Origin of the sequence: Clostridium sp. (assembly GCF_016650035.1) — a bacterium.
In the GTDB taxonomy this organism is placed as follows: domain Bacteria; phylum Bacillota; class Clostridia; order Clostridiales; family Clostridiaceae; genus Clostridium_AD.
The window spans coordinates 1-15,545 of the sequence record NZ_JAENWM010000034.1 but is presented as its reverse complement, the minus strand read 5'-3'; the positions used below and the strand labels follow the sequence as shown (position 1 = coordinate 15,545).

General features: G+C 31.4%; 14 protein-coding genes. 10 read left to right on the top strand and 4 right to left on the bottom strand.

Features of this window, described 5'->3' with window-relative positions; genetic code table 11:
* Window positions 1–22: 22 nt before the first annotated feature.
* From JJD95_RS09820 to JJD95_RS09810, 3 genes are all read left to right on the top strand, one after another.
* A complete protein-coding gene (locus JJD95_RS09820) occupies window positions 23–2,857 on the top strand; it encodes a hydrophobe/amphiphile efflux-3 (HAE3) family transporter (RefSeq protein ID WP_291642836.1) in 2,835 nt (944 codons plus the stop codon).
* A 116-nt stretch (window positions 2,858–2,973) separates the two neighbouring features.
* The gene (gene rd, locus JJD95_RS09815) at window positions 2,974–3,138 is read left to right on the top strand and encodes a rubredoxin (RefSeq protein WP_291642835.1); all 165 of its coding nucleotides are present in this window, start codon (window positions 2,974–2,976) and stop codon (window positions 3,136–3,138) included.
* 42 nt (window positions 3,139–3,180) lie between these two features.
* Complete coding sequence (locus tag JJD95_RS09810; RefSeq protein WP_291642834.1) at window positions 3,181–3,501, top strand: cupin domain-containing protein; 321 nt, start codon at window positions 3,181–3,183, stop codon at window positions 3,499–3,501.
* A 196-nt stretch (window positions 3,502–3,697) separates the two neighbouring features.
* On the opposite strand, the gene JJD95_RS09805 is transcribed toward JJD95_RS09810, so the two are convergent.
* Entirely contained in the window at window positions 3,698–5,212 is a 1,515-nt protein-coding gene (locus JJD95_RS09805; protein WP_291642832.1) for a HAMP domain-containing sensor histidine kinase, read from the bottom strand.
* Window positions 5,209–5,880, bottom strand: coding sequence for a response regulator transcription factor (locus tag JJD95_RS09800; RefSeq protein ID WP_291642831.1), 672 nt, complete (start codon window positions 5,878–5,880; stop codon window positions 5,209–5,211). Before JJD95_RS09800 ends, JJD95_RS09805 begins: the two co-directional genes overlap by 4 nt.
* Window positions 5,881–6,052: 172 nt before the next feature.
* Here JJD95_RS09800 and JJD95_RS09795 point away from each other — a divergent pair, with 172 nt between their 5' ends.
* From JJD95_RS09795 to aspD, 4 genes are all read left to right on the top strand, one after another.
* The gene (locus JJD95_RS09795) at window positions 6,053–6,748 is read left to right on the top strand and encodes a polyphosphate polymerase domain-containing protein (RefSeq protein ID WP_291642828.1); all 696 of its coding nucleotides are present in this window, start codon (window positions 6,053–6,055) and stop codon (window positions 6,746–6,748) included.
* Window positions 6,749–6,759: 11 nt separating this feature from the next.
* Entirely contained in the window at window positions 6,760–7,428 is a 669-nt protein-coding gene (locus tag JJD95_RS09790; protein ID WP_291642826.1) for a DUF4956 domain-containing protein, read from the top strand.
* 19 nt (window positions 7,429–7,447) lie between these two features.
* Window positions 7,448–9,166 (top strand): CotH kinase family protein, encoded by a 1,719-nt coding sequence (locus JJD95_RS09785; protein WP_291642825.1) that lies wholly within the window; start codon window positions 7,448–7,450, stop codon window positions 9,164–9,166.
* Window positions 9,167–9,521: 355 nt separating this feature from the next.
* A complete protein-coding gene (gene aspD, locus JJD95_RS09775; RefSeq protein WP_291642823.1) occupies window positions 9,522–11,156 on the top strand; it encodes an aspartate 4-decarboxylase in 1,635 nt (544 codons plus the stop codon).
* A gap of 68 nt (window positions 11,157–11,224) precedes the next feature.
* Here the strand turns inward: aspD and JJD95_RS09770 are convergent, their stop codons facing one another.
* A complete protein-coding gene (locus tag JJD95_RS09770) occupies window positions 11,225–11,875 on the bottom strand; it encodes a hypothetical protein (RefSeq protein WP_291642821.1) in 651 nt (216 codons plus the stop codon).
* Between the two features lie 58 nt (window positions 11,876–11,933).
* The gene (locus JJD95_RS09765; protein ID WP_291642819.1) at window positions 11,934–12,494 is read right to left on the bottom strand and encodes a hemerythrin domain-containing protein; all 561 of its coding nucleotides are present in this window, start codon (window positions 12,492–12,494) and stop codon (window positions 11,934–11,936) included.
* A 229-nt stretch (window positions 12,495–12,723) separates the two neighbouring features.
* On the opposite strand from JJD95_RS09765, the gene JJD95_RS09760 reads away from it, so the two are divergent.
* From JJD95_RS09760 to JJD95_RS09750, 3 genes are all read left to right on the top strand, one after another.
* On the top strand, window positions 12,724–13,323 hold the full coding sequence (locus JJD95_RS09760) for an AAA family ATPase (protein WP_291642817.1): 600 nt from the start codon (window positions 12,724–12,726) through the stop codon (window positions 13,321–13,323).
* A 228-nt stretch (window positions 13,324–13,551) separates the two neighbouring features.
* On the top strand, window positions 13,552–14,577 hold the full coding sequence (locus JJD95_RS09755; RefSeq protein ID WP_291642815.1) for a macro domain-containing protein: 1,026 nt from the start codon (window positions 13,552–13,554) through the stop codon (window positions 14,575–14,577).
* A 73-nt stretch (window positions 14,578–14,650) separates the two neighbouring features.
* Complete coding sequence (locus JJD95_RS09750) at window positions 14,651–15,316, top strand: hypothetical protein (protein WP_291642813.1); 666 nt, start codon at window positions 14,651–14,653, stop codon at window positions 15,314–15,316.
* Window positions 15,317–15,545 lie beyond the last annotated feature (229 nt).

Here is a 15,545-nt window from a genome sequence, read left to right as displayed (position 1 = left end):
TAAACAGGGGGTATTCGTCTACATGGATAGATTATTTAAATGGATAGGGAGTTTAATAGAAAAAAAGCCAATTAAAATACTATTGGCTTCTATAGTATTATTCGGGGTATTAATAGCAGGGGTCTCAAATGTTAGAATGGCAACAGGGAATGAAACCTTGGTTAAGACTGATAACGATGTATTTATATCAAACAAGGCTATGGAAACAACCTTTGGTGGAGATTCTATTCTTGTTCTATTTACAGATACTTCAAAGAAAAATTTATTATCTCATGAAAATATACAAAAAATGTGGAATGTAGAGCAGAAATTTAAATACGAAGAAAATATCTTTTCCTTTATGAGTCCAGCTAGCATTGTTCATCAAATGACAGAAAGGCAAAGTATAGAAATAAAAAAACAAATACTTACATTAAGTGATGGATTAAATGATATGAGCTCTAAAATTATAGATGTTGGGAATGAACTTAATTCAAAGAAAGTAAAGGATCCAAAGGAATTAGAAGAAAAATTAAATAGTCTATCTAAATCAACAGAGGCTTTTGATAAGCTTATTATAGGACAAAACAATTTAACAGAAGGTGCAAAACAGCTTCAAGGAGGATTACTTACTACGGCAGATGGACTAAGCGAAGCATCAAGTCAATTAAAGGAACTAAGTAATTTAGCCGGTGAAAATCAAGAATTAAAAATGAAATTAAATGGTATATCAGAAAATATAAATAAAAGCTCCCAAGGAATTAGAAGCATGGGAGAAAAGACAACCAATATACAAGAAGGAACAAAAAACACCTCCAAAGCATTGACAAGTATAAGCAGTCAATTAACGGCGGAAACCTCATCGATGAAAGAGGGATTAACAGGGGGTATTTCGCCAGATGAGTTAAAAGAAATGGCATCAGGATTTATTACTATGGGAAAAAAACTTGGAGATGCATCTAAAGGACTAGGGACTTTTTATGACAAAAGCAATATGATGGTGGCAGATATACCAGGAGACCAAATAGGGCTCGACAGTATATTATACGATGATGAAACTAATAAGATTCGCTCAATGTTTTCCGATGTAATATTAGATAATGAACATGGGTTAATGGTTGTAAAACTACAAGGTAATTTGGGGGATGAATATAAAGATCAGATATCTAAAGATGTAAGTACAGCATTAGAAAAGGAAGGTTTTGAAAATATTTCGTATATAGTATCAGGAAAACCAGTGTTAGATTCATCATTAAGAAGTGAAATGAAAGCTAATATGGTAATAATGGTTGGACTTGCAGTGCTTATAATGTTTATAGTTCTTGCTATTGTTTTTAAAGTAAGATGGAGAATGCTAAGTTTAGGTATTATATTGGTATCTGTAATTGCGACTCTAGGATTTATGGGAATTTTGAGTATACCTATTACTATGGTGTCAATGGCAGTATTCCCAATATTAATAGGCCTAGGGATAGACTACTCAATACAATTTCAAAATAGATATGAGGAAGAAAAATCAACAGCTAAGACTCTAAGTCAAATAGGTAAAGCTATAGCAATTGCAGTTTTAGCAACAGTTTTAGGATTTATATCACTATATGCTTCACCAGTTCCTATGATTCAAGATTTTGGGAAGATGCTAACAATAGGAGTAATAATAAGCTTTATAGGAAGTATGTTTTTGCTTCTGCCTATACTACATTTAAGGGATAAATCGGACATACAAAAAGAAAATAAAGTGAAAGCACTTAATAAAGAAACCCTATTAGATAGAATTTTAAAAATAACCACAAAAGCAGTTATAAAATATTCAGTTGTTGTTTTAATAATTGTAATAGCTTTGGCCTCTATGGGATATATAAGTGATAAAAATATAGGCGTAGAGACGGATATTGAAACTTTTATGCCTCAAGATATGAAAGCTTTGGAGGATATACATGCTATTAGAAGTGCAGTAGGTTCAACAGACCAGATGGCCATATATATAAAAGACAGCAATATTTTGAGTGAAAAAAATTTAGACTGGATAAAATCTGAAACAAAAGATATAGAAGGAAAATATGGAGATATTGTAGTAGATGTGAAATCCATAGATACCTTGGTTAATAACGTTTCAACAGGTGAAAATCTAAGCTATGTAGAGTATATTGAACTAATTAAAACATTACCAGAACAACAGAAGAAAATGTTTTTAAATGATAAAAATACAGAATCTGTAATGCTACTTAATATTAAACATATGAGTACAGAGCAGTTACAAGATTTTGTAACAAAAATAAAAGCAGATTTAAGTGATTCCTCTATGGAAGTGCAAGTAACAGGGAAATCTGTGTTAGATGTTGAAATGGTTGAGGGACTTACATCAGGTAGGGTTAAGATGACAATTATAGGAATAGGACTTGTATTATTTGCTCTACTTCTTATATACAGGAATCCAGTTAAAGCATTTATTCCAATATTTCCTGTAATTTTAATAGTAGGAATGTCTAGTGGAGTAATGTATTTATTAGGTCTAAAGTATACACCGATTACAGCAACTCTAGGGGCTTTAGTTCTTGGTATGGGAACGGAAATGACAGTAATGTTAATGGAAAGGTATTTAGAAGAGAGAAAATCAGGAAAAGACAAAACAGAATCTATAGTAATAGCTGTTACCAAGATAGGGAAAGCTATAGTAGCATCAGGGCTTACTACCATAGGCGGATTTTCAGTGCTAATGGCTTCTGAATTTATAATACTAAAGGATTTTGGCTTAATGACAGTAATAAATATATCATTAGCTTTGATTAGCACCTTTATAATATTACCCCCAGTGTTAATATTACTTGATAGATTTATCTTAAATAAAAAGGACATCAGAGATGTGTCTAACAAATAAAAATTAATCTAGTGTTTTATTTGATTTAAATCACATTAAAAATAGGTCTAAAGAGATACAATGTTATTAACAAGTAATTAGATGAAAAATTTAATTGTATTTTAAGGAGGCTTATTATGGAAAAGTATGTTTGTACAGTATGTGGTTATATTTATGATCCAGTAGAAGGTGATAGTGATGGTGGGGTGGCTCCTGGAACAAAATTCTATGATGTTGATGAAAATTGGGTCTGCCCGTTATGTGGAGTACCAAAATCAGATTTTGAAAAAGTAGAAGAGTAATAATTATTAATACCAATAATAAAGTATGAAGGAGAAAATATAATGAATATTATTAGAATGAATGAAATTGAAGGAAAGAAAAACATGAGAGGCGTTGTAGTTAAACAACTTATAAGCCATGATAATACAAGAGTTATGAATTTGAATTTGCAACCTGGGGATGAAGTTGCCCAGCATAAGGTTCCTGTTGATGTGTTTTTTTATGTTGTTTCTGGTAAAGGAACAATACAAATTGGAGAAGAAAAAGCTGTAGTTAACGCAACTGATATTATTGTTTGTGCGCCTAATACTAACATGGCACTATGGGCAGACCAAGGTGAAACATTTAGTGTTTTGAATGTTAAAACACCAAATATCAAATAATCAGCCATATTCATAGTATTTGTTCCCATAATTGAGAAAGAAGAAAAAAACACTATGTATTGATTCTACAACTAATACATGGTGTTTTTTTCTTCTTATAATAAGTAATTGGTAACAACTGATTCCACTCCAACCTGGCAATGAATAAATTCACCTTTCAATAATATGGCACTATAAATGGGAAGTTAAGAATATCTCATTTTATATCGATTTCAAACCAAAAACATACTCCATTATCTATATTTTTTACTCCAAAAGAATTTTTATGAGCTTCTTGAATGGATTTTACTATGGACAATCCTAAGCCATGGCCACCTTTTTCTCTAGTTCTTGATTTATCTAACTTATAAAAGGAATCCCAAATTTTTTCTAAATCCACTGTATCAATTGCACTGCAAGTATTAAAAACTTCAATTCGGATATGTTCTTTTACCTTAAATAAACTAATATTTAAGGTTAGATTTTCATCCACGTAATTAATAGCATTTGTTATATAGTTTTCAAATACCCTTTCAGTCATAAAATTATCGCCAAACACGTAAGTAGGAGCTATTGTGTTAACTTCAAAAGCTATATTTTTATCTTGGAAAATTTTCACGTATTTATTAAGTATTTGAGTAATAAATTCATTTATTTCAAAAGAGGACTTATGTAATATTTTGTCCCCGAACTCCATTTGATCAATATTTAAAAGGCTCTCAACTAACTTATTCATTTTTACCGATTCGTCAATAATAACATCACAATAAAAATTTGACCTTTTCTTATTTTTTACAATATTAAGCTTGAGTCCTTCAGCATAACCTTGCATTATTGAAAGTGGAGTTTTTAATTCATGAGACACGTTGTTAAGTAATGTACGTCTTTTCTCATCTAAGAGATTTTTTTCTTGGATTTCTTTTTCTAGCTGGGTGTTTTTAACGTTTAGTGTTTTTATAGCTTTTGATAATTCTAGGGACATTTCATTTATGCTCTGGGATAATTGTCCTATTTCATCATTTGAAATAACTTCACAAGAAGTATTAAAATCTAGATGTTTCAAACGTTTAGTTACATCATTCATTGCAGTTATAGGCTTTGTAAAATCACTTGAAACAACGTAAGCAAATATCATGGAAATAACAAATACAATTAATCCTATTATAAGTAAGAAATCATTGGATACTTTGATATTGGTTTTTATTGCTGAAATAGGAAGTTTTAATTCTATTATATTCCCATTATCTAAGCTTCCGAATAGTAGAAGATTTGTATTAGTTATAAAAGGGTCGCTGGCCCAAATGAAACTAATTTTATCATTAATTTTTTCGGATTTTGTTATTTCTATTGTGGGGGTAGGGGGAAGATTTTTATGGTCTGAAATAGGAGGAGTAAAAGCTTCTCTATTAATATTCATAATATCCATCAATTCATCCAGTAATTTTCTGTCAGCTAAAAAAACATTGGAGGAATAAAGATTTTCACCTGAAGCACTCATAACTAAAATATCCGCGTTTGAAGAACTTTCAATAGAAAGAAAATGTGTTAAATTATCATCATAATTACCTGAACTAATTGAATTGATAGTGGTGTAATAATCTATTAATTTATTTTTCTGCTTATGAGTATAATAGGATTCCAGCAATAAGGTATTAGCTAATAGCAAAAGTATTACTAAAAAAACAATGAGCGAGCCTATTTGGAGAAAAAGTTTCTTTTTTATAGAATTCATTCTATCACCTCAAATTTATATCCGTAACCTCTAACAGTTTTTATATAATTCCCATATTCTTTTAGTTTCATCCTAAGTCTATTAATATGAGTATCTACAGTTCTATCAGTGCCATCGTAGTCATATCCCCAAACCTTAGTTATTAATTGCTCTCTTGAAAGTACATTACCTTCATTATCTATCATATAAAGTAATAATTTATACTCTGTAGTACTTAGATCAATTATATCTCCATTAACTTTAACTATATGTTTATCAGTATCAATTCTCAGGGGACCGCTTATCAGTATACTGCTGTTACCATAAGTTCTATCCATTAAAGCATTAACTCTAGCAACTAAAATAGAAGGACTGAAAGGTTTTTTTATATACTCATCAGTTCCTTTTTTAAAACCATAAAGTTCATCATTTTCTGCGTTTTTAGCCGTTAGCATGATTACAGGAACCTTGCTTATTTTTCTAATGTTAGCGCAAACTTCCCAGCCGGTTAAAAAAGGCATCATTATATCTAAAATTACTAGGTGTATTGTAGGCTCATTTACAAATTTGTCTAGAGCATCTTTACCATCAGCCGCCTCTATAATATCATAACCTTCATTAATTAAAAAATCGGATATTAATATCCTCATTCTTATTTCATCATCTGCTATAAGAATCTTCTTTTTCATAAAAATAATCACTCCTATTTAGTAAAAATTAATACTTATGTATATTTATCTTACATTATATATGTTACATCTATATTACATGGACTACAATAAAAAAAAATCATGCTGTGATATTACTGTGACAAAGTTAACGTATATTTAGGATAACAGGAAGGAAGGAGGAGGGCAAAAGGTGGAACTATTAAAAGCAAAAAGGCATGAACTTAAGTATACAATTAGTGATTTAAATTGTTTAGTATTAAAAAACAGATTGAGCAAGGTGCTCAAGAAAGATAAAAATTGTCCTGAAGAAGGATATAGCATCGCCAGCGTATATTTTGACGATTACAATAATAAGGCTTACACAGAAAAAATAAATGGCAATGATATAAGGCATAAATATAGGATACGTTTCTATAATGATGATACCAGTTTTTTAAAGCTTGAAAGAAAATCAAAAATACATCAGATGACTATGAAATCATCGGTTAGTTTAACGGAATCTGAAGTTAAGGATATTTATGCTGGGAACTTTGAGTTTTTAAAAGAGAAAAAAGAGAATTTATACAAGGATTTCTATTTTCAATTAGCTCATTGTTTAATAAAACCCAAAGTAATTGTTAAATATAACAGAGTAGCATTTATTCATCCAGTCGGAGATTTGAGAATTACATTTGATACAAATGTAAAAACATCAATCAATCAAGTTAATATATTTGAGGAAAAGATCAGCTATATACCAGCATTAGGTATAAATGAAAACATACTGGAGATTAAATTTAACGGAGTTATGCCAGACTATATAAAAAGTCTTATTGAATCTGGGAATGTAATGGCATCATCGTCATCAAAATACGTTTATTCAAGAAAATATAATTATAATTTTTAGGAGGAATACATATGTCATTTCAAGATATTTTTAAAAATAATTTTTTAGAGGCTTCAACTGATATATCAGCATCAAGCATAGGAATTACATTATTATTGGCATTTATAATTGGATTATTTATTTTCCAAATATATAAGAAAACTTATCAAAGCGTGGTGTATACAAAAAGTTTCAATATGTCTTTAGTAATGATGACTATGATCACGTCACTAGTAATAATGGCAGTTACTTCAAATGTTGTTTTGTCATTAGGTATGGTCGGAGCCTTAAGTATTGTTCGTTTTAGAACAGCTATTAAAGACCCTATGGATATAGTATTTATGTTTTGGGCAATAGCAACTGGTATTGTAACTGGTGCAGGTTTCTATCTTCTTGCAATAATTGGTGCTTTTGTAATAGGAATAATTATTTATATATTCAGTTTAAACTTGAAAAACGAAACTCCATATATTTTATTAGTTAATTTCTCAAATGAAGCTGATGAAATTCAAGTTATAAATAATATTAAATCAAAGGTAGCTAAATATTTTATAAAATCAAAAACAGTTGATAGTTCGCAAATAGAACTTACAATTGAACTAAGATTAAAAGGCGAAGAAATGAGTTTTGTAAATGATTTGAAAAAAATAGAGTCAGTTACTCACGCAATGTTAGTTAGTAGTAGTGAATATTCTAGTTAGATAGAAGGTAGGTGTTTTTATGAAATGGATTAAAAGTTTAGTAGCAATCATTGTATTAGTGGTTATAATAATTATAGCGAATCTCTTCCCAATTAGTACGTTTTCTATAAAGAGCGATACTTCTGTGGATAGCGTTATATTCCCCCATAATGAAGTTGTAGATGTTAATATTCAAATTGATGAAGATGTATATGCGGATATGTTAACTAATGCTATGGATGAAGAAATAGTGAAGGCAAATATCACTTATAATGGATATACTTTTAGTGATGTTGGTATAAGAACAAAAGGAAATTCTAGCTTAAGAGATGTGGCACAATCGGATAGTGACAGATACAGTTTAAAAGTAGATTTCAATTATTATCTAGAAGATCAAGATTTTTTAGGAATAACAAAAATAAATCTTAACAATATATTTAAGGATCCATCTATGATGGCAGAATATTTAGGCTATGAAATGTTAGATGATTTGGATGCAGTTTCCTCTAGAACTACTTATGTAGCTTTGTCTATTAATGGTACGTATTCTGGATTATATTTATCTGTGGAACAAGTTAATGATTCATTTTTAACTGATAATTATGGTGATGATTCTGGAGAATTGTACAAGCCTGATATGGGAGTAGGTTCAGACTTAGCCTATATTTCAGACGATGGCATGGATTATACCGGAATGTTCCCGGAAAATATGGATGATTATGATAATGAAGATTTGGTGAAACTCATAAAAGCGATAGAGGATGGTAGCGATTTAGATTCTATTTTCAATGTGGATTCTTTTCTAAAGTATTTAGCAGTTAGCACAATGACATTACATTCAGATAGTTATCAAGGCGCTATGTATCATAATTATTATCTTTACAATAATGATGGAGTCTTTGAATGGATTTCTTGGGATTTGAATATGATTTTCAATGGATTTGATGGGTCAGGATTAACTGATTTGGAAGCAACCGAATATTTAATTGATGAACCTGTAACTGGCGCAATGTCAAAATATCCATTAATAGAAGCAATTTTTAAAAACGAAGAATATGTAGAGAAATATCATGAATATCTTAAAATTCTATCAGAAGGATATTTGGAAGAAGATAACTTAAATGAAAAAATCTCATCAGTACATGGAATGATAAAGGATTATGTTGAAACAGATCCTACTGCGTTCTATTCATATGAGGAATTTGAAAAAGCACTATTTACAGATGAAGGTAATAATCTAAGTTTATTAAGCTTTGCACAAAAAAGAGTGGCTAATGTAGCTCAGCAACTTTCAGGGGATATCTCAAGCACTAATAATGGTGAAGGTAATTCAGGATCTGGTGGTGGGGGCGGCATGGGTCAAAAACCAGATGGCATGGGAGAAATGCCAGTGGAAGTGGGGCAAGAAAATGCAGATGGTACTGCTGAAGCAATGCCAGCAAATCCAGAAGATGCAGACGGTCAGGTGCGAACACCACCTGAAGATGCAGACGGTCAGGTGCGAACACCACCTGAAGATGCAGACGGTCAGGTGCGAACACCACCTGAAGATGCAGATGGTCAAATGCGAACACCACCTGAAGGTGCAGATGGTCAGATGAAAACACCACCGCAAGGAATACAGGATGAGGCAGTAAATAAAGATGTTACAGTGGAGGCAAGTGCTAATACTACTAGCTCAGCTGATATCATCATATTCTCATCAATGGTAGTTCTAATTATTGGTGGAAGTGTATATTTATCAAAAAAACATTTCTAGCAATAGGAGAACCTCAGAGGTCAAGAGAATATCCAGGTATAAACATTCTGAATTAATTTTCAGGGTGTTTTTTTTAATTAGGAATTTATATATTGATAAATAATTTAATAAGGTGAATATCATATATTGAATTACTAAATGTATGTTAACTGTAAAATTAATGTGTTAAAATAAAACTATCTTAATCATGTTACTGGGCCATACTGTAAAATTTTGAAGGCTAGACTTGATGATGTTGCAGGTCTAGAAAAGTTTGTTTCGAAGATACAAATGTTTGGAGATACGGAGACATATATATAAAATCACATTATTATGAAATAAAATTAAATAAAGCATTAAACTTGGAGGTAAGGACATGGATAAATTAAGTCTTCAGCGTAAAGAAATAGAGGAGGTTTATGGTAAGATAAGCCCTTTTGAACTTAAAGATAAATTAATTGATCTTGCAGAGGAATCTAAAAAAAATGGTGCACACTCACTACTGGATGCAGGAAGAGGTAATCCTAATTGGATTGCAGCATCCCCAAGGGAAGCCTTTTTCACTTTTGGTCAATTTGCAGTTGAAGAAAGTCGTAGGGTATGGAGTGATCACGACTTAGCTGGAATGCCAAGTAAGGAAGGGATTTCTGGAAGGTTTTTAGATTTTACAAAAACACATAAAGATGCCTCGGGAATTAAACTTCTTAGTAAAATGATTAACTATGGTGTAACGGTGAAAGGGTTTAATGCTGATGACTGGGTTCATGAATTAGTAGATGGAATAATTGGGGATAACTATCCACAGCCTGATAGAATGTTAACTCATATTGAAAGTGTAGTTAATGATTACCTTATACAAGAGTTATGCTACAATGAGCCTCTTGAAGGAAAGTTTAGGACCTTTGCGGTTGAAGGTGCAACTGCAGCAATGTGCTATATTTTTGATACATTAATTGCAAACAATATACTGTCAAAGGGAGATAAAATTGCACTTATGGCACCAATTTTCACTCCTTATCTTGAGATACCACATTTACCACGTTATAATTTTGAAGTTGTAAAAGTTTTAGCTGATGAAATCACCGAAGATGGCAGGCGCACCTGGCAATATTCTTCAAAAGAAATTGAAAAAATAAGAGATTCAAGTATAAAAGCATTATTTATAGTTAATCCTAGCAATCCAGCTTCTGTTGCAATGAAACCGGAAACAGTTAATCAGCTAAAAAATATTGTTGACAATGATAATCCGGATTTAATGATTATTTCAGATGATGTATATAGTACTTTTGTAGATGAGTTTCGTTCATTAATGGCAGATTTGCCATACAATACAATCGGCGTATATTCTTATTCAAAATATTTTGGCGTAACAGGTTGGCGTCTTGGGACTATTTCACTGTATGAACACAATGTATTTAATAAATTATTAAAGGAGCAGGATGAAGATAAAAAGGAAAGAGCAAGAAGACGTTACGGCGGAATTTCTACTGAGCCAGATAATATACCTTTTATTGACAGAATAGTAGCCGATAGTCGTCAAGTAGCACTTAATCATACTGCAGGGTTATCAACACCGCAACAAGTTCAAATGGCATTTTTTTCGCTATTTGCTATAGTAGATAAAGAAAATAGATATAAAAAGTTAACGAAAAATATTTGCCGTCGCCGCAAAAGACTTTTGTTTGACGGGTTGGGTATAGAACTTCCAATAGATCCTTTTGATGCGTATTATTACACTCAATTTGATTTGTTGGAGTGGGCAGGCCGAAATTATAATGGGGAGTTTGCACAATACTTACAAGAAAATTATAAACCTGTAGACATTCTTATACGTCTAGCAGAGCAGTCTTCCATAGTATTACTCGGCAGTAGTGGGTTCAATGGACCAGAGTGGGCTATCAGAATATCACTTGCAAATCTTAATGATGAGTCTTATTCTAAAATTGGGAAAGTACTTAATAAGATAATGGAGGAATATGCAAGAGAGTGGAGTGACTCTAAAACTATCTAATATATTATATTTCCTCTTGATAAAACCAAAGCTGCTTATATACCATTATAAGCAGCTTGTGGTTCACTTTATTTTCTTTCGATTCTATGAATGAAAATGGAGCCTTCTGGTTTTACTGTATGAGTAAATTGAGGATTAATTGTTTCTACAAAAGTTTTAAACCATGAAAATCTAAGAGAATATAAGGTATCTACATTTGCTCCTGCAATCTCCCAATATGCTCTATGTAAGCATTTAATATTCTGCCACTCTAATACATCAACGTCTTTTATAGTTATATTGTTTGCATTATCACAAGGCATACCTTCAAGTATATATAGATTAAGTGCCTCATAGATATCAAGAGCTGTGGTAGTTTTATAAATATTTTTTGATTGTTTTGCTAACTTGTTAGCTTGATTGTCAAAGACATTAAAGGCAATTTTTTTTGCGTTTTCACCGAATTTATTAATTAAATCTCCTAAAAGTTTTGCTTGACGAGTTTCTGCTGCTGCTATTTTATTCTGTAGCCATCCATGTATGTTATCTGTGTCAATCAAGTCCTCAAGAGGGGCATCCTCTAGGGGGTTACCATACTTTTTATTAATATCATTTACAATTACAGTTACTTTTTCTCCGTAAACTTCCTTAAATGAAATTATTAAATTTATTTCTAGATCTTCTGTTACCTTTATTTTATTGAATAATGAAGTGTGAATTGGTGCTAAAAATCTGCTCATTATAAATTCCTCCTTAATATAAATATAAATATTAATAGTATAACGTAATGTATATCAATTAATCTGTAACATACTTCTTCTCAAGCATTTCTAAAACATCTATATATTCCTTTTGCACGTGATTTTCAGTTGCTATGGATTCAAGTTTTTCACAACTTACGTTTATGTCGACCATGTCAGTCTTACTTAATGCTCTTCTAGCAAAGGCATATATTAATCTGTTTTCTTTATCAATATGTCTTGTTAATAAATCACTATAACATATAGAATTTGCGATTATATCAACTTTTGAATCTAAGTCACCATTTTTAACTCTCAAAAGAGCTTCCTCTAAAAGTTTAATGTGTTGTCTTCCTAAATCATGTTCTATATACATTCCGGATAAGGGCCCTTTTACCATCTTTTCACCTAATTGAGTTTCCAGCTTTTTAAATAGGACAACCTCTTCCTTATTGTGATGATGTTTATCGGCGTAATTTCTAACAAATAAAATCATCTTTTCAAAAGATACAAAATCAACAATATTAGTATTCAATATTTCTATACTTAATTTCCTAAATACTTTTAATCCTCGTGATATATATTTATGCTCATCCATCATTAAATCTATTGCATCCATAATTAAGCCTCCTTGTTTTTTAATAAATTTATGTTTAACGTATTATTGATATTATTAACTTCTTTAATAATATAATACTAGTTTTTATATTATATTACGGTAACTTACGTTACGAATTTTTAAAATAAAAACATCAACCTAAAAACATATTAAACAGAAAAAAGAGGTATAATAAGTGGACATGAAAGATTGTATAAATTTAAAAATTTTTGGCTAGGAGAGGATTCTTGTGAAAAAACTAATTTTAGTAACGTCACCACCAGCAAGTGGAAAAACTTATATCGCAAAAAAGCTTGCCGAATCATTAAGTCATGTTGTCTATCTTGATAAAGATACACTCATAAAACTATCGAAACAGATTTTTGTTGCAGCTAGTAAAGACTACAATAGAAGCTCAGATTTTTTTAATGAAAATATACGTGATTATGAATACGAAACAATAGTAGCACTTGCACTGGAAGCTCTGAATTATGATGATATTGTGCTAATTAATGCACCATTTACAAAGGAAATACGAGATTTGAACTATATCAAAAATCTAAAAACAATATTAAAAGATAAAAACGCATCTTTAGTCGTTATTTGGGTAGAAACTTCAATAGATATAACAAAGCAAAGAATGATTGAAAGGAATTCTGATAGGGATACATGGAAACTTGCGCATTGGAGTGAATATATTGAAGGGATTAATTTTGATATTCCGATTGCATTGGATGACCCTTATATAAAAGATGATTTGCTTATATTCAAAAACTCTTCTAATGAAGAATTCACCGATTCCTTAATAAAAACAATACGTATACTGGAAGAAACATCGAGTAGAAAATAAATGACTAACAACCTTTATGAACTATTACATGGTATAAAAATATAAAGCTAGATAAACTGGATAAGGTTTATCTAGCTTTTTTTATAATATTTTAAATGAAATCAAGTAAATGTTTTTGTTTTATGGATTTGAATATTATGCCATATATTATTATAATAGATGGTGAGTAGTATATTTAAATAAATTAAAATATATAGCAAGAGATTGTCCGAAAGGAGACTTACTAATATGCCGATGTTAATAATTCGAAATGATATAACAAAAATGAAAATAGATACCATTGTAAATGCTGCCAACACTACACTGAAAATGGGAGGTGGAGTATGCGGATCAATATTTTCTGCCGCTGGGGCTGAAAAGCTTCAAGAGGAATGTGATTCCATTGGAAAATGCAATGTTTCAGAAGCTGTCATTACAAGTGGCTATAGCCTTCCAGCTAAACATATCATTCATACAGTTGGTCCAATATGGCATGGAGGAAACTCTGGTGAGGCGAATTCGCTACATAACTGCTACATTAATTCACTGAAACTTGCTTTGAAGTATAAGTGCAAAACTATCGCCTTCCCGCTGATATCATCTGGAATATATGGTTATCCGAAAGATAAGGCATTACAGATAGCAATTACTGCAATAGGGGAATTTCTAATAAATCATGAAATGACGGTTTATTTGGTGGTCTATGATAAGAAAGCCTTTGTTTTGAGTGAAAAACTTTTTTCAGCAATTGAGAAATACATTGATGACAACTATGTTGATGAACACCGTATTAGTGAAAGCCAAAGAAATATAGAGTCTTATGAATACAATCAATTTGAAGATATTAATGAGGATTATATAAAATGTGAGAATTGTATCCCGGTTGTAACCGAGATGCAGGGTAAGCGTAGCCTTGAGGATGTAATCAGTCAACTCGATGAGTCTTTTTCACAAATGCTTCTGCGTCTTATTGATGAAAAAGGAATGACGGATGTTGAAACTTATAAGAAGGCCAATATCGACCGGAAGCTGTTTTCTAAGATCCGGAGCTCTAAAAGTTACAACCCTAGTAAAGTCACATCCATAGCCTTTGCCATAGCTATTAGATTAAGCTTGGATGAAACACGTGATTTGTTAAATAAAGCTGGATACACATTGTCTCACAGCAATAAATTTGATGTGATTATTGAGTATTTCATAGAAGAAGGTAATTACAACATCTACAAGATAAATGAGGCCTTGTTCGCTTTTGAGCAAGTTCTACTTGGCGTATAATTGTCGCTTTGAAAGCGACCAATTAATATCGTAATACTGTTATCCTTTAATTATATAGAAGGGGGTTAACAATATGAAAAAAAACTTAACAGAATTGGTATTTATCCTTGATAGGAGCGGGTCTATGTCGGGCCTTGAGAGCGACACTATAGGAGGCTACAATGCACTTCTTAAAAAACAGAAGGAAGAGCCAGGTGAAGCAATTGTAACCACGGTGCTTTTTGATGACAACTATGAGCTTTTACATGATCGAATAAACGTTAAGGGTATTCGCCCTATAACAGAAAAGGAATACTTTGTTTGTGGGTGCACTGCACTTTTAGATGCTATCGGAAAGACAATTAATAAGATTGTGAATGTACAGCGAAATACTAATGAGGAGGAGCGTACTAATAAGGTAATGTTCGTAATCACTACTGATGGAATGGAAAATGCTAGCAATGAATATAATTATGAAAAAATAAAAAAAATGGTTGAATGGCAGAAGAAAAAATACGGCTGGGAATTCATTTTCATAGGGGCTAATATTGACGCTATCGCAACAGCTACAAAATTTGGTATTAGTTCAGACAGAGCAGCCAATTACAATGCTGATGGCGAGGGCACGAGACTTAATTATGAGGCAGTTAGCAACGTTGTCAGTGAACTGCGTGCAAGTAGGCCAATTACTGAAAGTTGGAAAGCTGAGATTGAGGATGACTTTACGAGGCGAAGTAAAAATAATAGACCAGCTAATTAAAGTCAACTATAAATTCAAAAAAACAGTTATCAATTTTAATGCACAACAAAAAGACCATTAAGAAACACGAACAATGGTAAATTTAGTGATTGTTTATTTTAAATTAAGCTACCGACCTAGAATTATTTTCTAAGTACATTCTTTGGTGCAATTTAGGATCTCTTAACTGGTAAGCTTCTTGGTTTTTCAAAATTGCAAATATGTATTTTATAAGCTTATGCATTATTGC